At 35.1% G+C, this 22671-nt stretch carries 19 protein-coding genes and 1 pseudogene; 12 read left to right on the top strand and 8 right to left on the bottom strand.

Going from position 1 to position 22671, the window contains the following annotated elements:
* Positions 1–134: 134 nt before the first annotated feature.
* The 4 genes and pseudogenes from B3L86_RS09415 (at position 135) to B3L86_RS09400 (ending at position 3713) form a co-directional block, all read left to right on the top strand.
* Entirely contained in the window at positions 135–1265 is a 1131-nt protein-coding gene (locus B3L86_RS09415; protein ID WP_291118138.1) for an ABC transporter substrate-binding protein, read from the top strand.
* Positions 1266–1329: 64 nt separating this feature from the next.
* Positions 1330–1830: pseudogene (locus B3L86_RS09410) on the top strand (DUF1016 N-terminal domain-containing protein).
* A 52-nt stretch (positions 1831–1882) separates the two neighbouring features.
* Positions 1883–2896: an iron ABC transporter permease gene (locus B3L86_RS09405; protein ID WP_291118135.1), complete on the top strand. Its 1014-nt coding sequence runs from the start codon at positions 1883–1885 to the stop codon at positions 2894–2896.
* 46 nt (positions 2897–2942) lie between these two features.
* Entirely contained in the window at positions 2943–3713 is a 771-nt protein-coding gene (locus B3L86_RS09400) for an ABC transporter ATP-binding protein (protein ID WP_291118133.1), read from the top strand.
* Here B3L86_RS09400 and B3L86_RS09395 read toward each other — a convergent pair.
* Positions 3710–5320, bottom strand: coding sequence for a class I SAM-dependent methyltransferase (locus B3L86_RS09395; protein ID WP_291118130.1), 1611 nt, complete (start codon positions 5318–5320; stop codon positions 3710–3712). The two genes, B3L86_RS09400 and B3L86_RS09395, sit on opposite strands and share 4 nt — an antisense overlap.
* A gap of 110 nt (positions 5321–5430) precedes the next feature.
* Here B3L86_RS09395 and rmuC point away from each other — a divergent pair, with 110 nt between their 5' ends.
* The 4 genes from rmuC to B3L86_RS09375 all read left to right on the top strand — a co-directional run bounded on the left by rmuC (position 5431) and on the right by B3L86_RS09375 (position 11315).
* Positions 5431–6807 carry a DNA recombination protein RmuC gene (gene rmuC, locus B3L86_RS09390; protein ID WP_291118127.1) on the top strand — a complete coding sequence of 459 codons (1377 nt, stop codon included), beginning with the start codon at positions 5431–5433 and terminating at the stop codon, positions 6805–6807.
* Between the two features lie 114 nt (positions 6808–6921).
* Positions 6922–8013: a hypothetical protein gene (locus tag B3L86_RS09385; RefSeq protein ID WP_291118124.1), complete on the top strand. Its 1092-nt coding sequence runs from the start codon at positions 6922–6924 to the stop codon at positions 8011–8013.
* A gap of 12 nt (positions 8014–8025) precedes the next feature.
* Entirely contained in the window at positions 8026–10059 is a 2034-nt protein-coding gene (locus tag B3L86_RS09380; RefSeq protein ID WP_291118121.1) for an FG-GAP-like repeat-containing protein, read from the top strand.
* An 80-nt stretch (positions 10060–10139) separates the two neighbouring features.
* Positions 10140–11315 (top strand): GlmU family protein, encoded by a 1176-nt coding sequence (locus B3L86_RS09375; RefSeq protein ID WP_291118119.1) that lies wholly within the window; start codon positions 10140–10142, stop codon positions 11313–11315.
* A 111-nt stretch (positions 11316–11426) separates the two neighbouring features.
* Here the strand turns inward: B3L86_RS09375 and B3L86_RS09370 are convergent, their stop codons facing one another.
* Complete coding sequence (locus B3L86_RS09370) at positions 11427–13031, bottom strand: ABC transporter substrate-binding protein (RefSeq protein ID WP_291118116.1); 1605 nt, start codon at positions 13029–13031, stop codon at positions 11427–11429.
* Positions 13032–13122: 91 nt separating this feature from the next.
* Between B3L86_RS09370 and mtaB the strand changes: the two genes are divergently transcribed.
* Complete coding sequence (mtaB, locus tag B3L86_RS09365; protein WP_291118113.1) at positions 13123–14460, top strand: tRNA (N(6)-L-threonylcarbamoyladenosine(37)-C(2))-methylthiotransferase MtaB; 1338 nt, start codon at positions 13123–13125, stop codon at positions 14458–14460.
* 10 nt (positions 14461–14470) lie between these two features.
* On the opposite strand, the gene B3L86_RS09360 is transcribed toward mtaB, so the two are convergent.
* Both B3L86_RS09360 and B3L86_RS09355 read right to left on the bottom strand, forming a co-directional pair.
* A complete protein-coding gene (locus tag B3L86_RS09360) occupies positions 14471–15097 on the bottom strand; it encodes a class I SAM-dependent methyltransferase (RefSeq protein WP_291118110.1) in 627 nt (208 codons plus the stop codon).
* Positions 15094–15375 carry a GNAT family N-acetyltransferase gene (locus B3L86_RS09355; RefSeq protein WP_291118107.1) on the bottom strand — a complete coding sequence of 94 codons (282 nt, stop codon included), beginning with the start codon at positions 15373–15375 and terminating at the stop codon, positions 15094–15096. The genes B3L86_RS09360 and B3L86_RS09355 overlap by 4 nt, the downstream gene beginning before the upstream one ends.
* 176 nt (positions 15376–15551) lie before the next feature.
* Between B3L86_RS09355 and B3L86_RS09350 the strand changes: the two genes are divergently transcribed.
* From B3L86_RS09350 to B3L86_RS09340, 3 genes are read left to right on the top strand one after another with little or no spacing between them, the layout of a single operon-like run.
* Positions 15552–16211 (top strand): alpha/beta fold hydrolase, encoded by a 660-nt coding sequence (locus B3L86_RS09350; protein ID WP_291118104.1) that lies wholly within the window; start codon positions 15552–15554, stop codon positions 16209–16211.
* Positions 16212–16258: 47 nt separating this feature from the next.
* Positions 16259–17146, top strand: a complete 888-nt coding sequence (locus B3L86_RS09345) for a lytic transglycosylase domain-containing protein (RefSeq protein ID WP_291118101.1) — start codon at positions 16259–16261, stop codon at positions 17144–17146.
* A gap of 10 nt (positions 17147–17156) precedes the next feature.
* On the top strand, positions 17157–17531 hold the full coding sequence (locus tag B3L86_RS09340; protein ID WP_349679490.1) for a sulfite exporter TauE/SafE family protein: 375 nt from the start codon (positions 17157–17159) through the stop codon (positions 17529–17531).
* Here B3L86_RS09340 and B3L86_RS09335 read toward each other — a convergent pair whose 3' ends face one another.
* From B3L86_RS09335 to B3L86_RS09320, 4 genes are all read right to left on the bottom strand, one after another.
* Positions 17532–18236, bottom strand: a complete 705-nt coding sequence (locus B3L86_RS09335; RefSeq protein WP_291118098.1) for a TlpA family protein disulfide reductase — start codon at positions 18234–18236, stop codon at positions 17532–17534.
* A gap of 140 nt (positions 18237–18376) precedes the next feature.
* Positions 18377–20071, bottom strand: a complete 1695-nt coding sequence (locus tag B3L86_RS09330) for a family 16 glycosylhydrolase (protein ID WP_291118095.1) — start codon at positions 20069–20071, stop codon at positions 18377–18379.
* 64 nt (positions 20072–20135) lie between these two features.
* Positions 20136–21071 carry a glycosyl hydrolase family 17 protein gene (locus B3L86_RS09325; RefSeq protein WP_291118092.1) on the bottom strand — a complete coding sequence of 312 codons (936 nt, stop codon included), beginning with the start codon at positions 21069–21071 and terminating at the stop codon, positions 20136–20138.
* A 12-nt stretch (positions 21072–21083) separates the two neighbouring features.
* Positions 21084–22667, bottom strand: a complete 1584-nt coding sequence (locus B3L86_RS09320; RefSeq protein ID WP_291118089.1) for an MFS transporter — start codon at positions 22665–22667, stop codon at positions 21084–21086.
* Positions 22668–22671: the final 4 nt, after the last annotated feature.

Below are 22671 nucleotides of genomic sequence, written 5' to 3'. Positions count from 1 at the left end.
CGCTTTTTTTTGCCAAGAAAAAATGCAACAATCCTGCAAAAGGCTTTCCACTTCAATCCGGGCTAGGGGATAGTGCATTAAAAAACATTCAGATAAATTTAAAACATTCGGCTACCTTTGCAAAAAAGCATTCCATGAAAAACTACCTTTTACTTTCCATAGTTTCTTTTCTATTTCTTTCCTGTCAAGAAAAGCAGAAAAACAGTCAAGAAAATCATTCATCCCAAAATTACATTCGTTATGCCACCGGACTTTCCATTCAAAAATATGCTGATTTTTCCATTGTAACCGTTTCCAATCCATGGCCAACAGCTGATAAAAAGTTCACCTATATTCTACATCAAAAATCAGCAACAATTCCCGATAGTTTACAAAAGTATAAAGCGATTCAAGTTCCGATACAATCCATCGTAGTCACATCAACCACACATATTCCGGCTTTAGAATTATTAGGAGTAGAAAGCAAATTAATGGGTTTTCCCAACACCGATTATATTTCTTCCGAAAAAACCAGAGCGTTGATCGAAACCGGAAGAGTCCGCGAAATCGGAACCAACCAAAGTTTAAACACCGAAGTTTTACTCGATATGCAACCCGATGTTATTATCGGTTTTGGCGTAGATGGCGAAAAGAAAACCTATGACAATTTGCAACAAAACGGACTAAAAATTCTTTACAACGGCGATTGGACAGAACAACATCCGCTCGGACGTTCCGAATGGATTCAACTTTTTGGGGTTTTATTCGGTTTAGAAGAAAAAGCAGATCAAGTTTTCAAAACCATCGAAAACGATTATTTGGAAGGCATTGCATTAGCCAAAAAAGCCACTTCAAAACCAACCATTTTGAGTGGAGCTATTTACCAAGATCAATGGTATTTGCCTCAAGGGAAAAGTTGGGCAGCACAATTTCTTGACAATGCAAACGGCAATTATTTATGGGCAGCATCCGAAGGAACGGGAAGTTTATCTTTATCTTTTGAAACCGTTTTAGAAAAAGCCCATGATGCCGATTTTTGGATTGGTCCCGGACAATTTACTTCCTTCGAACAACTTGAAAAAGCGAATCCAAACTACAAACATTTCAAAGCCGTTCAAAACAAAAATGTGTATTCCTTTAGTTCCAAAAAAGGAAGAACCGGTGGCGTAATTTATTATGAATTGGCTTCCAATCGACCTGATTTGGTATTGAAAGATTTAATTAAAATTTTACATCCGGAATTAATGGAGGATTATGAATTGTATTTTTTTGAGAAATTGAAATAGTTCAATTACCAATATGACATAAAATAGTTAAGTTTGTAAGTAATCTGAATTACATCAATTAAAAATGGACAATCGATTTACAGACATCATTCAAATTATAAAACAATCTCGCTCAAATGCGATTAAAGCTGTAAATGCCGAATTAATAAATCTTTATTGGAACATTGGAGAATTTATCAGTAAAAAAATTGAAAAGTCAGAATGGGGCGACACTGTTGTAAAAGAATTAGCCAATTACATTCAACAAACTGAACCAGATATAAAAGGATTCTCCGACAAGAATATTTGACGAATGAAACAGTTTTATGAGACTTATAAAGATTTTCCAAAACTCACACCAGCGGTGAGAGAAATTAGTTGGTCACACAACTTAGCAATATTTTCAAGATGTAAAACTATTGAAGAGCAAGAGTTTTATTTAAAACTTGCAAAACAAGAAAATTACAGTTTTCGAGAACTTGACAGACAGATTTCATCCAGTCTTTTCGAACGAACAGTAATAAGTAATTCAAAAACTCTCAACACTGTTGAGACAAAACAAAGAAAACTATTAATATTAGTTTAAAATCAAAATCTATACAAATTAATATCTCTTAATCCCTTAATGGTTTAAAAAATTGCCAACTCAAAAACATAAAATACTTTTCATTTTTTTAAGTTTCGCTTTAATCGGAACGTTTTTACTTAACCTTAGTTTAGGTTCGGTTTCCATTCCAACAACCGAAATTTTTAATTCGATTATTGGAAACGAAATCAAAACTTCTTGGGAAATTATTTTGTGGAATTTCCGTTTACCCAAAGCCATCACAGCCATTTTAGTAGGAATGGGCTTGTCGATATCCGGGTTATTGATGCAAACGTTATTCAGAAATCCATTAGCCGGCCCTTATGTACTTGGATTAAGTTCAGGTTCAAGTTTAGGTGTTGCCTTTGTCATCATGGGAGCCGGTTTTTTACCCTCTTTTTTAGTTTCCGATTACGGAATTGTTTTGGCTTCGTCATTAGGGAGTTTTTTAGTTTTATTAGCCGTTTTGGTCGTTTCTCAAAAATTACGAGATACAATGGCGATTTTAATAGTCGGATTGATGTTTGGTAGTTTTACCAGTGCGATTGTCAGTGTGTTGAGTTATTTCAGCACTGCTCAAGAATTACAGAAATTCACCTTTTGGTCCATGGGAAGTTTGGCTAATTTACCGTGGAATTCCATTTTAATTTTAGCTATATGTTGTGGTTTGGGATTAGTGTTGAGTATTTTCAGCATCAAACCTTTGAATGCATTATTATTAGGAGAAAATTATGCCAAAAGTTTAGGATTAAATTTCAAGAGAACGCGATTAATTATCATCTTTGCCACCAGTATTTTAGCCGGAAGTATCACCGCTTTCGCCGGACCCATTGCCTTTGTGGGATTAGCTGTTCCGCATTTAGCGAAATTGCTTTTTCAAACCAGTAATCATTACATTTTATTTTGGAGCACATTATTAATCGGAGCCATTTTGATGTTGGTTTGCGACAGCATCGCTCAACTTCCCGGCAGCGATTATACCTTACCAATCAACGCTATTACTTCGATGGTTGGAGCACCGGTGGTGGTTTGGCTTTTAGTTAGAAAACGAAAAATAATGATTTAAAAAAACCTTAGTACCTTACATCTCAGAACCTCAGTACCCTCAAAAAATGATTCTCCAAACCAAAAATCTCAACATCGGCTACACTTCCAAAGGAGCTTCCAAAACGGTAGCTTCTGACGTTGCAATTAGTTTGGAACCCGGAAAATTAATCGGTTTAGTAGGAGCCAACGGTATTGGAAAATCGACTTTATTGCGAACGTTAACCGGAATTCAAAAACCACTTTCAGGAACTGTTTTATTGAATGAGAAATCAATCGAATCTTTTGAACCTTTGGCCTTAGCCCAACAAATAAGTGTGGTGTTAACCGAAAAATTACCACCCAGCAATTTAACCGTTTATGAATTGATTGCGTTGGGAAGACAGCCTTATACCAATTGGCTCGGAAAATTATCAAATGAAGATGAAATCCAAATTAATAAAGCCATCGAATTGACAGAAATCAATCATCTAATTCATCAAAAGCATTACGAAATTAGTGATGGACAGTTGCAAAAAGTTTTAATAGCCAGAGCTTTAGCACAAGATACGCCTTTGATTGTTTTGGATGAGCCCACAACACATTTGGATTTACTTCATAAAGTATCCTTGTTTAAACTTTTGAAAAAATTAACTACTGAAACCCAAAAATGTATTTTATTTTCCACTCACGACATTGATTTAGCCATTCAATTGAGTGATGAAATGATTGTGATGGATGGCAAAACCGTCATACAAGATGAGCCTTGCAATTTAATTTCAAAAGGTGTTTTTTCCTCACTGTTTACCAATGAACACATTCAATTTGATGTAACAAAAGGAAAATTTGTAATCATTTAGTTCTTTCCTTTCAAAAGATTTATACTCACTGTGGCATACTCCGTATTTGGGAATTTATGAAATAATTTTTCATCAGGATGCAATCCGGCTTCGGCAGCAATTTTGTGTAACACCTCAATCTCTACAATGTATTGATCAGAAAATCCATGTGTAGCATCATACGCCGTAGCAGCTGTTTTGCCTAAATTTCTTGCCGTTAGTTCAGGAGAAATGGTATGCAATTCAATTAAAAGCAAACCGAATTTTGCCACAAAAGGCGACCATTTTTTTAAATGTTCCAATAAATTATCTTCCACATCGTTGTTTGAAATTCGTTCGCCACGATGAGCAAAAGCACCGGTAGAATGACTAATGCGATTTTCGGTTTTTATTTTCGGATTTTCCCAAATACGGTTGTGGTCTAAAAAGGTTCGAACATTGAGCAAATCGTTCAGTTGAATGTTATAATTTTCACTTAAATCTTTGGCTAATACATCGGGCTGACCAATATCGCCCCAAATTACTTTTGCCCAAATATCGGCGTTAATTAAATTGGCTCTTGTGACTTTCAACGCTGCTTGGTTATAATCGGCACCAACCAAAAACAGCGGATAATCATCTAACATTCTTCCCCGTAACGTTTGTCGATCAATCACTTCAAAAATATGCTGAATGAATGCTCCATTTCCGCATCCCATATCCAAAATTCCTTTTGGTTGTTCTTCAATCGGACGGTTAAACAATTCAATGATAATGTCGTCCACAATTTTAAAATACGTTGCGTGAGCACCACCGCTTCCCCAAACGTTCATTTCGCGATCCACGTGCAATTCGTCTTCGCCTAAACCTACATTTCGCAGCACATTTGGATTGCCAAAAATCAATTCCTCTACTTTTCGAAACATCGGCAAATAGGAAACCGTAACGCCATAAGCTGCCACTTTCTTGGCAAAAAATAACCCGTTTTCGGTAAATTGATAAAAGCCATTTTTTTCGGTGAACCATCCTAAATGGACAAAAAAGTTCAAAATTTGAGTAAAATGTTCCGGTTGTTTATGAAATTCTTCCGGTTTAAAACTTGTTTCCATAAAATACTTATGAAACATACCGTTCATTCCTAATCGAACTAAAGTTGAACCCACTAAATTTCCTTCAATATGTCTTAAAACTTGTTTCTGAATATAAAGTGTTAATTCATCATCCGAAAAAGTGATTCCACAATTGTTTTTATATTTTTCAAACAATGGTTTTAAACGTAAAAAAGGTTCTTCCTGAAAAACCCGATTATGAAAATTTCCTGCAAATTTGGATAATTCCACCACATCTTTATACAACGGAAATAAATCAAAAGCTATTTTACTTTTTGAATTTATCGAATAGGTAACTTCATTCGATTGGTTATCCACATTAAATTCGATAAAGCCTTGCGAAGCCAAAACCCGCATCGCCACATTAAGATAACCTTCATTGGATTTGAATTGCGTTGACAACTCTTTCAATGAAACTGATTTTTCGGATAATAAGAAACTCAAAACACCTTTTTCCCATAAAGCATAAGCCACGGGAGCGGTTACTAATCCGTCTAAATGTTGAAAAAGCTGACTTCGAAGTAAAGATTTGTCTTGCATACTGAACCTATTTTTGTTAAAGATAAAAATTATTTCATTCAAATTGAAAGAGTTCTTTGGATATGCATTTTTCTTTTGCGTATTTTTACTTTTTAAAAAATCATCGCCAAATGTCAGACATTATTCTTTTTACCATTGTATTTATTCTTGCTTTAGCCATCGGAATTTATATCGGAAAACTATTATTTACAGCTCAATCCAAATCGGAAAAATCAGGTTTGGAAGAACGTGTGAATGGACTTTTATTACAAATTGACCAATTGAAAATTCGTTTTCAGGAAGAGCAAAACCAATTCTCAAAAAATTTAGAATTAGAGAGAAAAGACAAAGAAGAAATTCGTCGTGAAAAAGATTCCTTATCGATGCAATTGACGAAAAAAGAAGCCGATTTTGAAAACCTTTGGCAACGCAACAAGGAACAAAAGCAAGAAGTAGAAGAACTACAAGAAAAATTCACCAAAGAATTTGAAAATTTAGCCAATAAAATTCTGGAAGAAAAAACGGTGAAATTCACCGAACAAAACAAGGAAAATTTAAAAAATATTTTATCGCCTTTGCAGGAAAAAATCCAGCATTTTGAAAAGAAAGTCGAAGATACGCACAAAGAAAGTATTGATTATCACGCTGCTCTTCGTCAGCAAATTGTTGGGTTGAAAGAAATGAACGAGCAAATGAGCAAAGAAACCCTCAATTTGACCAAAGCGTTGAAAGGTGACAGCAAAATGCAAGGAAATTGGGGCGAATTAATTTTGGAACGCGTTCTCGAAAAATCCGGCTTAGAAAAAGGTCGTGAATACCACGTGCAACAAAGTTTTCAAACCGAGGAAGGTAGCCGAGTTTTTCCCGATGTGGTGATTAGCTTACCTGATGGAAAGAAAATGATTGTTGATTCAAAAGTTTCGCTTACGGCGTATGAACGGTATACCAACGAGGAAGATGAAATCCAAAAAGGTTTATTTTTAAGAGAACACATCAATTCCATTAAACGCCATGTGGAGCAATTAAGTGATAAAAATTACCACGATTTGTATCAAATGGAAAGTCCGGATTTTGTATTGCTTTTTATTCCGATTGAATCCGCTTTTGCCATTGCTTTGAATGATGATAATTCCTTGTATAACAAAGCCTTTGAGCGAAATATTGTCATCGTTACACCAACTACTTTATTGGCTACTTTACGAACCATCGACAGCATGTGGACCAATCAAAAGCAACAAGAAAATGCACTAGAAATTGCCCGTCAAGCCGGAGCTTTGTATGATAAATTTGAAGGTTTTGTTTCCGACTTAATTAAAATAGGCAAAAAAATGGACGAAGCAAAAGTGGAATACGGCAATGCAATGGGTAAATTAGTAGAAGGTAAAGGGAATTTGGTTGGAAGTGTAGAACGATTACGCAAAATGGGAGCTAAGGCAAAAAAAGTACTACCTGAAACTATTTTAAAAAGAGCCGGTGAAGATTTTAGCAGTGAAATTGAGAACTCATAAAGCATTTCAATTTATATAATCCTTTTAAAAACAACAGATAAGTAGCTAATAATCAAAAATTTTTGTTAAGATTCTTATTTTTTATTACATTTGGTTTGAATTTTCCAAAAAGGCATGAAAAAGAATTTCCTATTAGTTTCACTACTTACTACTGTGATGGTGGTCATTGTATTCTCTTGTTCGTCAAACGATGATTATCAAGATGTTCCTGATTTAGGATCACCTGTTGTTTTAGATTTAGCTCAAGTACCTTATGCTACACTATCTGAATATAAATTTTTTGAAGGTGATATGAAAAATCAAGAGCCTTCATTAGGTGTTTTACCATATGAACCTATTAGCTCTTTGTTTACAGATTATGCTTTGAAAAAGCGTTTTGTATGGATGCCAAAAAATACTAAGGCTACTTATAGTTCTGATGGAGAAATATTAGATTTTCCTACCGGTTCTGTTTTAATAAAGAATTTTTATTACGAAAATGTTCAACCGGGAAATGGCCATCGTATCATTGAAACCCGACTGTTAGTCAAAAAAGAGTCCGGATGGATTTTTGCTGAATATGTCTGGAATGCTGATCAAACTGAGGCATCACTTCAAATGGAGGGAAGTTACACACCCGTATCATGGAAAGATGAAGCCGGTATCACTCAAAATGTGAATTACAGAATTCCTTCTGAAGTAGAATGTTTAATCTGTCATAAATCATTGCAAACGGCTATTCCAATTGGGCCAAAACCTCAAAACCTGAATAGTTTATACACTTTCAAAGAAGGTTCAAAAAATCAATTGTCAAAATGGATTGAAATGGGTTATTTGGATGCATCCATTCCTTCAAACATAGCAACCGTTGTTAATTATAAAGATGTTTCAAAGCCTTTAGATTTGAGAGTAAGATCTTATATTGATATCAATTGTGCTCATTGTCATCAACAAAATAGTCATTGTGATTACAGACCTATGCGTTTTGCTTTTAGCGAATCGTCTAATCCAGTTAATATAGGAATTTGTGTTCCACCGGATGAAAATATAAATGATATTATGTCTTTTATTGTTACACCAAATAATACTGAAAGATCAGTTTTGCACTTTAGAATGAACACCACAGATGAGGCATTACGAATGCCAATTGTCGGTAGATCTGTAATTCATAAAGAAGGTGTTGAATTAATTGAACAATGGATACAAACATTAAATCCTTGTAATTAAAATTTAAAAAAAATGAAAAAAAATTACTTTTTCTTGATGTTATTATTTTTAACATCTGGAATTATTAAAGCACAAAGCTCATGTGCTACAGCTCTTGAAATCACCTCAGGGTCTTTCAATATAGGGATAGTTAATGGGGTTGGTCCAACAGTATATTGTACAACTTCTGGTACTGCTACTGCTGCTTTGTGGTATAGTTATACTCCGGATGAAGATTTAAGCGTAACGGTAACTACTGATTTACCCATAAATAATGGAAAAGATACTCGTTTTAACGTTTATTCGGGAACTTGTGCTTCATTGGTTTGTGTGGCTGGCGATGATGATAGTGGTACCGGATTTTTATCTGTCGCTACGTTTACTGTAACAGCAGGTACAACCTATATTATTGCTTTTGATAACCGTTGGGGAGCATTAGCTAACAACATCACTTTTCAGTTGATTGAGAATGCCGCTCCTGAACCTGAAATTCCTGTGACACAAATAGCTGTTCCGGTTGGTTTTACTACTCAAGTAGTTTCTATTGGTGGCACCTATAAAAACGGAGTTGTTGATATGAATGGTGATAAATTGGATGATATTGTTTCAGTAGCATCAGCGAATGTTCATATTCATTATCAGAATGCTCTAGGAGGTTTTACTGTTGTAAATATTCCAACTCCTTCTGCTGAGAATCTACCTACTTGGAGTTTGGCAGCCGGAGATTTTGATGGTGACGGAAGAACCGATTTATTATATGGTGGAGGCAGTGGCGTTACTTTTATGAAATCTAATGCAACCGGAACTGCTTTTGAAAAAATAACGTTTCCACAATATGTATTTTCGCAACGCACTAATTTTGTAGACATCAATAACGACGGACATTTGGATGCTTTTGTTTGTCATGATGTGGCTCCAAACGTTTACTATCTAAATGATGGAAACGGAAATTTAGTTTTCAATCAAGGCGGTTTAGGAAATGTTGCCGATGGAGGTAATTATGGTTCCATTTGGGTGGATTATGATAATGATTCTCAAGTTGATTTGTTTATAGCAAAATGTAGAGGTGCGGGATCTCCGGCTTCTATTGACGAATTACACAAGAAAAACGGAAGTGGTGTTTATACTAATGTTGCCTCTTCAGCCAATATGGCTAGCGGTGTTCAAACTTGGTCTTCAGCTTGGGGCGATTTTGATAACGATGGTTACATGGATGCTTTAGTTGGAGCAAGTTCATTTAGTGCCGGCGGACACCGGTTGATGCGAAATAACGGAAATGGGACCTTTACTGATGTAACACCAAATTCAGGGTTTCATAATTTTAATGGAGTTAGTACAGAATATGTAGCACAAGATTTTAATAACGATGGTTTTATTGATGTTTTTTGTGGTGCAAGTAACACAATTATGTATAACAATGGGAACATGACGTTTTCACCGGTAAGTACCGGATTTTCAGCAGGTGCTTTGGGCGATTTAAACAACGATGGTTTTATTGATGTTATGAACGGAAACAACCTTCGTATCAATAATGGAAATGCTAATAAATGGATAAAAATCACCTTAGATGGTGTTTTAAGTAATAAACAAGGAATTGGAGCCCGTGTAGAAATTTACGGAGCATGGGGAAAACAAATTCGCGACATCAGAAGTGGGGATGGTTTCCGTTATATGAATTCGTTAAATGCTCATTTTGGAATCGGAACTGCAACAGCAATTACGCAAGTTATCGTTAGATGGCCCTCGGGAGTTGTTGACACTATTGTAAACCCAGCCACTAACCAAGTGTTGAATGTAGTTGAAGGAGCTACTTTGAATGTAAATGAAATCAACACAACCGAGTTTATACTTTATCCCAATCCGGTTTCTGATAGGTTAACTGTTCAATCCTCTTTGGACAAATCAATTGCAAGAATTGAATTGTTTGATTTGAACGGAAAATCAGTGTTGAAACCAACTTTAAATTCAGATTCGGTATCGTTAGGAAGTCTTGCTAGTGGTGCGTATTTGATAACCATCACAGATAGTGATGGAAATAAAACCACTCAAAAAATCATTAAAAACTAACAATTTTCTGAATTACAAATTAGCAAAGCCTTCTTTTCAGAAGGCTTTTTAGTACCTTTGAATTTCAAATTGGCTAACTTATGAACTACATACTTTTTGACGGACCGGTTCGCAATGCACTTTTACCGTTTACATTTACACGTCCGGTGGCAGATATTCGTATCGGAATTTTAACCATTCGCGAAAAATGGGAGAAATATTTAGGCTATACCACCACCACCATCACCGAAGATTATTTGTCTGAAAAATATCCAATGGTTGAAATGGAAGAAAACATTCTAATCAATGCAGCCTTTCTTCCCAATGAAGTGTTGGTGGAAATGATTATAGCTTTAGAAAAAAACCAAGCCATTTTTAAAGGCGAAGAAGTGGTTGCTTTTTATACGAACGATACGCAAGAAGAAGTAGATTTTGACACCTATGAAATCATCGATTATAACGAAGAAGGTTTACGCATTGAACACACTTGGGATATTTTTGCTAAGAATGATGCCGCCATCCGTGAAGATTTTGAATTGTTAACCGAAGATAGAATTTCGCAACCCATTCCTAAAAGTGTCAACGTTATCAATCCTGAAAATATATTTATTGAAAAAGGGGCAAAGCTTGAATTTGTTACTTTAAATGCTTCAACCGGACCCATTTATATCGGTTATAATTCCGAAATCATGGAAGGTTCTGTTATTCGTGGTCCTTTTGCCTTATGCGAAGAAGCTCAAGTAAAATTAGCTACAAAAGTCTATGGAGCCACCACCGTTGGACCTCATAGTAGAATTGGTGGGGAAGTTAATAACTCCGTGTTGTTTGGTTATTCTAACAAAGGACACGATGGATTCTTAGGAAATTCCGTATTGGGTGAATGGTGCAATATTGGTGCCGATTCCAACAATTCCAATTTAAAAAACAATTACGAGGAAGTGCGTTTGTGGAGTTATGAAACCGAAGGTTTTGCCAGAACCGGCTTGCAGTTTTGCGGACTCATGATGGGCGATCACAGCAAATGCGGCATTAACACCATGTTTAACACCGGAACGGTTGTAGGTGTTTCAACCAACATTTTTGGTAGCGGATTTCCACGTAATTTTGTGCCGAGTTTCAGTTGGGGTGGAGCAGCAGGTTTTTCAACTTATATCACTAAAAAAGCCTTTGAAACTGCTCGAATAGTCATGTCTCGCCGTCATGTAGAATTTACAGAAGAAGATGCGAGAATTTTAGAACATGTGTTTGAGGAGACGAAGAAGTGGAGGAAGGAATAATTTATTTTTAGTTTCTCGCAAAGACGCAAAGACGCAAAGTTTTTCTCAGCGTCTTTGCGAGAAATTAATTTTTTTGCGTTCTTAGCGTAAACCTTTGCGACCTCTTTGCGGTTAAATCTTCTTAACCCTCTTCAAACTTAACAAATTCAATGGATTAATCCCCAAACCTTCCACATTTTTTCGTGTAAACCTCGCTACTTTATCATAAAAAAGTAAAATAACCGGAGCTTCCTCAATGATGATTTTATCCATTTGTTGATACAATGCAAATCGTTTGGCATCATCGGTTTCTAAAAAAGCTTTTTCATACAAAGCATCAAATGCTGCATTTGAAAAATGGGTGTAATTAGGTCCATTTGGGGCAAAGTTTTTACTGTAAAAAAGTGATAAATAATTCTCCGCATCGGGATAATCGGCAATCCAACTCGCTCTAAAAAAGGTCACTTTTCCGGTTGCAATCGCTTGTCGTAATGTCGATGGCGGATTCACATCAATTTCAACTTCCAAACCCATTTTTTGCCATTCGCGTTGTAAAAATTCACCAATATCAATGTAAGTCGCATTAGTGCTTAAAACGATTTTTGGTTTTTTAATACCGGTTTCTTTGATATAATCGGCTACCAACGATTTGGCTTTTTCGGGTTCGAAGTCATAGCCTTTTTGGTTGTTAAAACTCGGCATTCCGCTTGGAATTATTCCACTTGTTGCCGGAATTCCCATATTGTTTCGCAAATACGTAATCATCTTAGCTCGATCAAAACCATAATTCAACGCTTGACGAATGCGTGTGTCCAAAATCGTTTTATTCGAACCATCCATTCTAAAACCTAAATATTCCGTGTTGAGGTAGGAACCACTAATCAAATTCACATCGTTGGCATATTTCGGTTGCAATTCGCCTTTTTGCGTCAGAATTTCATCTTTATACGAAGGATCTAATCCGGAAACAAAATCAATTTTTCCTTGAATAAATTCTAAAAAGCCACTTTGTTTGTCGGGTAAAAAAGTGATGGCAACGGCTTCCAAGTACGGCAATTGTTTTCCGTTTTTGTCTTTTTCAAAGTAAATAGGGTTTCTTCTCAACACCAATTTGACATTTTCTTCCCAAAATTTAAATTGAAACGGTCCGGTTCCAATGGGTTTTGTTCTGAAATCATATTTTGGACTTTCAATAATTTCCTTTGGTACCACCGACGCATATTTCATAGATAATAATCCCAAAAAAGCCGGAAAAGATTTGGCTAATTTTATTTCGAAAAGGGTGTCGTTTATTGCTTCAAAATTTTCTACATTTTGTAAAATCCATCCTCCTGGAGAAGCGATTTTTTCGTCTTTTAATCGGTTCAAACTGTATTCAAAATCACTGGCTTTTACGTTTCGTGTAGAATCTTTCCCAAACAAATGATGCTTGTGAAAATAAACATCACTGCGAAGTATAAATTGATAGGTTTTTCCATCTTCCGAAATCGTCCAACGTTTAGCAATATCAGGTTGAATGTGCAAACTGTCATCCAACTGAACTAATCCGTTAAACAATTGATTGCAAGCCCAAATGATGTTTTGTGATTTGGAAAAAGCCGGATCTAAAGTGGCAATGTTCGCACTTTCATTGTATCTGAAAACGAGGTTGTCATTTGCTTCCGTTTTCTTCTTCCCACAGGAAATCAATACTATAAAAATGTAAAATAGTGATAGATAGCGAAGTAATGATTTCATTTTCCCGAATATTGTGTGTAAATTTGCACTCTTTTTAATAGGGTAAATATAAGTAAAGAAACCCTTTTTCCAATTTTAGGAAATGCAGAATATGACATCAAACCAAAAAAAGGTCGCTTTTTATACGTTAGGCTGTAAACTGAATTTTTCAGAAACATCAACTATTGCTCGAAATTTTCAACAGGAAGGTTTTGAACGCGTTGATTTTGAAGAAGTTGCTGATATTTATGTGATTAACACGTGTTCGGTTACGGATAATGCCGATAAACAATTCAAACAAATTGTAAAGAAAGCCTTGAAACACAATGACAAAGCGTTTATTGCTGCCGTTGGATGTTATGCTCAATTGAAACCCGAAGAATTGGCCGCTGTAGATGGTGTTGATTTAGTTTTAGGAGCCACCGAAAAATTCAAAATCACTGATTATCTCAATGATTTGAGTAAAAATGATATGGGCGAAGTGCATTCTTGCGAGATTGAAGAAGCCAATTTTTATGTCGGAAGTTACTCAATTGGCGATCGAACGCGTGCATTTTTGAAAGTGCAAGACGGTTGTGATTACAAATGTACGTATTGCACGATTCCGTTGGCACGTGGCATTTCACGAAGTGATGAATTGCAAAATGTGTTGAATAATGCCAAGGAAATTTCGCAACAAGGCATCAAAGAAATTGTGTTAACCGGAGTAAATATTGGTGATTATGGGAAAGGCGAATTTGGTAACAAAAAACACGAACATACTTTTTTAGAATTGGTTCAGGCTTTGGATGAAGTAGAAGGCATTGAGCGATTGCGAATTTCTTCCATTGAACCTAATTTGTTGAAAAATGAAACGATTGATTTTGTTTCAAAAAGCCGAACGTTTGTGCCGCATTTTCATATTCCGTTGCAATCGGGAAGTAATGACATTTTAAAGAAAATGAAACGTCGTTATTTGCGTGAATTGTATGTAGATCGCGTGAATAAAATCCGTGAAGTGATGCCCGAAGCTTGCATTGGTGTGGATGTAATTGTTGGTTTTCCGGGAGAAACAGATGAGCATTTTTTAGAGACCTATCATTTTTTGAATGATTTGGACATTTCTTATTTGCACGTTTTCACCTATTCAGAAAGAGATAATACTGAAGCAGCTGAAATGGAAAATGTAATTCCTTCGAATGTACGCTCCAAAAGAAGTAAAATGCTTCGTGGATTATCGGTAAAGAAAAGAAGAGCCTTCTACGAAAGTCAATTAGGAACTATCAGAACCGTTTTATTTGAAGCTGAAAATAAAGAAGGTTATATTCACGGTTTTACCGAAAATTATGTGAAAGTAAAAACCCCTTGGAATCCAGAATTATCAAATACACTTCACGAAATCAAATTGACAAAAATTGATGAAGATGGTTCGGTGAGGATGGAGTTTGTGAGGGATGTTGTAGTTGTTTAATAATGATTTTTTATTTCTCAAAAACCGTCATTCTCCCATCAACATAAAACTTAGAAAACCCAATATTTTTACTAATCCATTCCATTGTTTTAGGATGATAAAAGAACACGTGCGTTGGGTCATTTTTATAATACCACGTATCAAAATTATTTTTTTCCGAGAAGAAATCGGTTTTGCAGTATAATTTTCCGCCGGGTAAAAGTAAATCATACAATTTTTTGAATTCTTTGTATGGATGATGAAAGTGCTCAATCACTTCGCAACAAGCAATATAATTGTATTTTTTCTTTAAAACTTTGGGATTATTTGCAAAAAATGGATCATATTCTACAATGGAAAAACCTTCATCGTTAAGCATTTTGGTAATGACCGGTCCGGTTCCGGAACCAAAATCTAGTCCTTTGTGTTTTGGAGTAAAATCTTTTTTAATTTCATCAACGATTGGCGAAACAAATTGCTGATAACCAGCATCGTTTACGTCGTTGTTATGAAGTTCGTAGTGCTTTTTTTCTTCGGCTTCAGAAATATAATTCTTCGGATTTAAAAATACGGCAAAGCAGTTGCTGCAAAAATTGAATTCACGTTTTTTATCGGTATAAAAATGATTTGCTTCGCTCGTACATAAAGGACATTTCATAATTTAATGCCAGGAGGTAATAACTCTTTATAAATCGGATTTTTTCTAAAAAAATGAGCAATTTTTGGATGGGTTGGCACCACCTTAAAACGTTTTTCTTCCGCAAACGCTAAAACTGTTTTAATGAATTCATTACAAATGTCTATTTCCAAATGTTCCGGATGGTGTAATTTTGTTAAAAATAATTTACGCTCTTGAATAGCATATTCCAGCACTAGCAAACCGTCTGGTGTCATTATTTCAAATTGTCTTAGGAGTTGATTGTCTTTAATTTCCATGGTATTATTGGATTTCGGAAATTGAGTTTATTGTTGGTGCAAAGATACGTCTTTTTATTTTTTATAAAGTATAGAAAGTGTTAATGTAATGGATATACTAATTTAGTGCTAAATTAACATTGCATTCCCTTCTGTATTACTATTAAAATTTTAATTTTATGACATAAATATTTTTTATGGAAAAAATTCCTGTTTATTTCATGCCTGGTTTAGCTGCCAGTACTTCAATTTTCGAACGAATTGAGTTGCCGGAAGACCAATTTGAAATTCATTTGTTAGAATGGCTCATCCCAGAGAAAAAAGAATCTCTTACGGACTATGCACAACGTTTGGCGGAACAAATAAAACATGAAAATCCGGTATTAGTAGGTGTTTCATTTGGGGGTATTTTAGTTCAGGAAATGGCAAAAATAATGACAGTGCGAAAGTTACTAATAATTTCGAGTGTTAAAACATGTCTGGAATTTCCCCGACGTATGAAAGTGGCAAAAACAACAAAAGCCTATAAGTTGCTACCCACAGGGTTGGTTCAAAACATTGAAAGTTTGGCTAAATATGCTTTTGGAAATACTGTAACCCAACGTTTAAAATTGTATGAACGCTATTTGTCTGTTCGCGATAAAACATATCTAGACTGGGCCATTGAAACCATAATTTTGTGGGATCGAATTGATGTGGATCCAAATGTAATTCATATTCATGGAGATGCTGATGAAATATTTCCTATAAAATATATCAAAGATGCTATCGTTGTAAAAGGCGGAACACACATTATGATTTTGAATAAATTTAAATGGTTAAATGAAAATTTACCTAAAATAATTTTAAATGAATAAAAGTGGATAGATTTTTGTAGTTTTATTGTAACCTAAAAAAATGCCCTATGAACCCTATTAAGAAAATTGTTATTGGAATCCTTTTAGTATGTACAACCGGACTTTTTGTTTATAGTACATCCAAAAAAGTAGTATTATTGGATAAAGTAGAAAGTTTTGTTTTGCCTTCAGCCATAGATTTTGCAAATGAAAAAACACCTTTACATATAGTTGATGTTAGAGAGCGATTGGATAGAGAAATGGTCATTAATACCCATCTTCATTCTACAACTACGCTTATTTTGAAGAGAGCGAATCGTGTTTTTCCAATAATAGAACCTATTTTGGCAAAATATGGCATTCCCGATGATTTTAAATATTTAGCCGTAATTGAAAGCGGACTTGTTAATGTAGTTTCACCGGCAGGAGCCCGAGGTGTCTGGCAGTTCATGCCGCAAACGGCTAAAGAACAAGGGATGGAAGTAACCGATTTAGTAGATGAGCGGTATCATTTAGAAAAATCTACTGAAGCCGCATGTAAATATCTTTTGGAGGCTAAAAACAAGTTTGGTTCATGGACATTAGCTGCAGCTGCTTACAATGGTGGAATGGGAGGAATTAACAAACAAATTGAAAACCAAAAAGTTTCAGATTATTATGACTTGTTGTTAACCGAAGAGACTTCACGTTATGTTTTTCGAATTTTAGCATTGAAAGAAATTATGAAAAACCCTGTAAAATATGGTTTTGATATTCCTACTGAGCAATTGTATCATCCAATTGAGACAAAAAAAATTGAAGTTGATTCAACCATTACTGATTTAGCCGTTTTTGCGAAAGGGTTGGGAATTAATTATAAAATATTGAAGTTGCATAATCCTTGGCTTCGAGATAAAAAATTGGATAACAAGTCCAAGAAATTGTATGTTTTAGAAATACCTACAGAAGGATATTAATCAGTTAATCATGAACAAAATGACAGCTACAACTATTATTCTCTTACTAATTATTGGACTATTAGCAGGGTTTTTAAGCGGACTAATTGGAATAGGAGGTGGGATTATCATGATTCCATTGTTATTGTTAATGGGCATGTCACAACATCAATCACAAGGAATTAGTTTGGCGGTTTTGGCTGTTCCCGTTACGGCACTTGCAGCATTGAATTACTATAAAGAAGGTTTTGTAGATTGGCGTTATCCAGCAATTATAGCCATTTGTTTTATAATTGGGGGTTATATCGGCAGTAAATTTGCTGTTTCAATTGATGAGAAAATTCTAAAAAAGATTTTCGGATTTGTATTATTATTAGTTGCCGGAAAATTGATTTTTGGTAAATAATTATTGTTTTGCCAAAATGGTTTTTTTAATTGCATCAGGCGATGTTATCAAAGAAAGTCTTTCTTGAAATATGTTATAATTTATTTCAATTGCTTTTTTTATTGGGGTTCTCATTTCCGGTTGAGCAGCACCACGTTTAATATCAACAATTTGTAAGTGTTCATCAATCATATAACATGTTGGGAAGCCAAGCGTTTCTCTCATACTTTGTACAATTTCATTATCGTTTTTGTAATTTTTATGTGCATAACAAATTTCAATTTTTGAACTGAATTTGTTGCTAAATTTCTTTGCTTCTTTTTTCTTTCCCCAAATAATCACTATAAATTCAACTTCTTTGTTGTATTCTTTAGCTAATTTATTTAACGCCGGAATTTCTCCTTTACCGGGAATGCACCATGAGGCATAAGTAACCAGAAAAATTGGCTTTTTAAGTTTACTGATTTTGAGTTTTTTGTTAGCAACTCTTTTTAAAGTGAAGTCATTAAACTTTGATCCTACCAGTTGATTGTTAACAAGACTGTCGAATAAATATTGACCTCGTTCAAAATCTCCCAATCGATAGGCTTCGTTACTTTGGTATTTGTATTTGAGAAAATTTGAACGAACAGCTTCCGTGAATAGTTTAGGAGGCTCTTGATTAGATTGAGCTAATACGTTTAGGTTTGAGGCAACAACTACTAATATGAGAATAATTTTTTTCATATTATAAGTAATTTGATTCAAACAAAGCTATTTAATTTTATTAACAAAACCAAATTTTATCGGTTAACAACCTGTTAATAAGTGATTAAGTACTAAATAGTGCAAATAATAAAAGTTTTTTTGTCGTTGATTCAAAGGTATTATTTCACAATCATTTTCTTAATACTTTTTTTGTTTCCTTGATACACTGCTAGTAAATACAACCCTTTCGCAAGGTTTTTAACATCAATGGACTCAGTAGTAGTTGATGAACTTAAAACTAATTTACCCAACAAAGTATAAATTTCCACTTTATCAATTGTTACACTAGTATTTATGTTAATAAAATCTGTTACAGGGTTTTGAAAACTAAATTGATCCAATTCAAAGGTGTCAATAGTTAGTAAGCAATTGTCACCTACAACATAAGTGAAGTATTTTGTAACGGATAAACCACCGGCATAAGCAAACTTAACTGCATAACTTATAGTAGCACCAATTGTTTGATTCGTAATGGTGTAAGAGTATGTGTTTCCTGAAATATTTGTCATTTGATATTCTGTAAATGGGGTCTGTCGCCATAAAAAAGCAACCACACCAACTTTATCAGTGTCAAGTAATTCAAAAGTAATTTTTACATCGTTTCCAATGGTTTCAAATGCATAATTATATCCGGTTGAGAATGAGCCTTGCTGTGCTTCATTATCTGTTCCTGTACATCCAACAACGCCTAGTGTTGTGGCATTTAAGTTAATCGGATTGTTAGCGTACACATTACCTGCTACATCGCTAGCTGAAACCGAAAAACTATAGTTGGTTGTAGGCATTAAATTAGGAATGATTACTGATTTTTGAACTCCCGAAGCACTTGCAGTTGTTATATTTTGACCGTTATAATTTATAGAATATACCACATTCCCCGAATTGTCTGAAGCATTTAGTAGTAATTGAACTGAAGAACTAGTTACATTTCCCACAGTTGCAGTAAAATTGGTTGGGGCTTCGGTGTCAATTTGTGTGTTTTGATAGACTCTCACATAATCAATTTCCATTGTGGCTTGCGTAAAATTAGAAGGTATAGCTCCGGCAACACCGCCCATAGCGATATTTAATAATAAATATTGTTCCGCGTCAAATGGCCAAGTACTTGCATTTTTAACCGCAGGATTGTAGGTGTAAAATGCAACACCATCAAGAAGAAATGTAATTTGAAACGGAGACCAATTCACAGAATAGACATGAAAATCATTTCCCAAATTTGAAGCAATTGTACCGCCATGATTCACGGTGTTTCCAAAGGAAGAGGGCGAATGAATGGCACTTTGTATGAAACCCGCAGGTTGTGAAGGTGTAATTCCGTGTTCCATGATGTCAATTTCACCACAAGCCGGCCAATTGGTGGTTCCAAATTCAGCATTAAAAAAACCACCTGTTTCGTTTACGTTTTTACCCAACATCCATAATGCAGGCCAAGTTCCTTGATTGGTTGGAATTTTTGCTCGGATATCAACACGACCATATAGAAAAGCGAATTTCGAATTTAATCGAGCCGAAGTATATTGTTTGGTTACTCCTTGATTGGTGAAAGGTTCTTTTATTGCCACAATATTTAAATTACCATTCGTAACGTTAGAATTTGTAATGAGGTTGGTGTAATGTTGCACTTCACCATTAAACCAGCTTCCACCATTAGGCAATTGTGTTTGATGGTGCCATTTGGTTGGATTTATGGGTCCATTCGTTTCAAATTCATCAGACCAAACTAAAGTGTTATACACAACATCTACTTGAGCTTTACTAAATTGTGCTGTCATAAATATGGATACAAAGAGAGTAAAATGGATTATTTTTTTCATGGTAAATGTGCAAATTTACGTTGCGTTTATAGGTTTAATTCATAAAAAAGCCGTAATTACTTTTTTATTTTTTAGTTTGGTATTTCAGTTGTTCATTTTTGTCCCATAATCCCCAGTAAGCTCCAACTTCACCTTCGGGACCCACTTTCCATGCTTCATCAAAAGAGGAAAAGTAGAAAATTTCAATATCATTTTGTTTGGACCACTTTTGGGTATCGATAAAATATTTCATTGCATTTTCATGTGAAGCTACAGCACCTTTGAGCGAACCACCTTGACTTGGCCAACCGGTTTCGGTGATGATGACACGTTTTCCGTTTCCGGCCTGTTTAGCTGATTCAAACATACTTTTCATGTGATTAAAGGCATGTTCAATTGGGCAACCTTCCCAATAAGGATAACAATTGGTTAAAATCACATCACAAGCTTCTGTAATTCGCGGACGATGTGAAAATTCATAATACGCATCCACATAACCAACCGGAATGTTTGGAAGAGCTTCTTTTACACGATGTATGTATTCCAATAATTGATCTTCGGTCAAATCGTTTCGGTACATCACTTCATTGCCAACCGCGGCAATGGTTACACAGCCTTCTTTGGCTAGTGAAATTAAAGCTTCTATTTCGATTTCATTTTTTTCCAAATCATTTCCAAGCCATGCACCAACCAGCGTTTTCATCCCGTTTTGGTGTGCAATTCTTGGGATGAATTCATTTCCTTCAATACATGAGAAAGAACGCACCCATTTGGTATAAGGTTTCAAAATTTGAATGCGTCTGTTTACTTGTTCACCATAAATGATATCGCCGGGTTTTTGCTCATTTTCATACATACTAAAACAAATTCCGTGCATTCCATTTTCTAGCGTTTTCAGCCATAATTCGGATAAACTTTGTGAGGTGTACTCCGTAATTTGAATTTCATGATGGGTATTTTCGTTTTCTGAATAATTTTTATTTTCATCTAATGAAAAATAGTGGCCTTCTCTAAATGACATAGTTCGTTTTTTTTATATTTCACCTCTTCGGGCTACTAATTCTTCTTTAATTTCTCGAGCTCTTTTTTCGTTCAAATTGTATTTCCACATGACGATAATTGCAATACCCGCCGTCAGTGAGGGAATGATAATGTCGGCTAATCGTAAACTATACATGGTTTCTGCAGATTGAGTGGCTGCACTGCCATCAAAACCGATTACTTTTAGAACCAAGCCACTTATAACTAAGGCAAGTCCTTGACCTAATTTTACCATCCACCAATAAATGGCTCCAAAAGTTCCTTCTTTTCTTGGCATTCCGTTTTCAAGTTCATCCAAATCACATACATCGGCTGTCATACTCATCATTAAGGTGAATAAACTACCCAAACCAAAAGCTAACAATGGAATAGGAACAAAAATTAACCAGGGCACTCCTTGCGTTGCATCAACACTAAACCATGACATGTTTAATTTTTCAAGGGTTGGACCAATAGTGGTAAAAAATGATTGTATACCGTTTGTCATGCTCTGAGCTACTGCAGTTTTATTAAAGGATTGATTTAAGCCCGTATCAAATCCCCACCATTTTAGTAAGTAACCAACAATCGATATAAACGAAGCAATGATAAATGCATTTTTTTTACCCCATTTATTTGCTATGCGGGTTATAATTGGAATAACCATAAATGCCGTCAACACGGCACTGATAGTGGCAAACCAAGCAGGCCAAGTTCCTGCACCTTCATAACTTCCGTTATACATATAAAAAACAATGATAAACACACTGAAAGAGGCTACAATTTGAAAACCGTTAAATACTAAAAAAGTAGCTGCACAAAGTTTCATGAAGGGTTTGTTTTTGGAAACTTGTTTGATGCCCACGATCAATTCTTTAAAACTAGAACCAATTGTTTTAAAGGAAATTTTTTTTCTGTTTTCCATGTGAGCGGAATCAATTCCTTTACAAAATATTGCGGGTAGGACACCTAAAACCATACAAATTACACCCACATAAATAGCCAATTGGTTTACACCTTCTACTTGACTTTCATACATCTTAGGGTTGGCAATTATTACCCAAAACCAAGGCACTATCATCCATGCAAATTGCCCAATTGTATTAGCAAATCCCATTAAACGAGTTCGCTCGTTATAGTCACTAGTCATTTCGTATCCTAAACCTACTAACGGTGTTGCAAAAATGGTATTACCCGTTAAGAAGATTAAAGAGAAGATTAAAAAATACCAGAAATTATACATTTGAGAATTTTCCGGACTCATCTGCCATAATAGAATGTAAAAAATTCCACTCAAGATAGCTCCCACAAAAATGTAGGGTCTACGTCGACCCCATTTGGATTTGGTATTGTCCGAAATAAACCCCATAACAGGATCAGTGATTGCATCATACAGACGGGGTAAGCCACCTAAAATACCAGCTAGAAGAGGATCCATTCCAAATGCAGTCAATAGAAAAAAGCTAAAAACACCTAACGCACCAGGTAATAAATTAAGTGCTAAATGTCCCGCTCCAAAAGCTGATTTTTGAATAAACGGCACTTTATTTCTGCCATTTGAAACAGCTTTTTCTACAGTTGTTTTTGGATTTTCCATTTAC

The organism is Flavobacterium sp. UBA6135, from assembly GCF_002428305.1.
Taxonomy (GTDB): Bacteria; Bacteroidota; Bacteroidia; order Flavobacteriales; family Flavobacteriaceae; genus Flavobacterium.
Note: the sequence above shows the minus strand (reverse complement) of the source record. Positions and strands in the feature narration are given on the sequence as shown.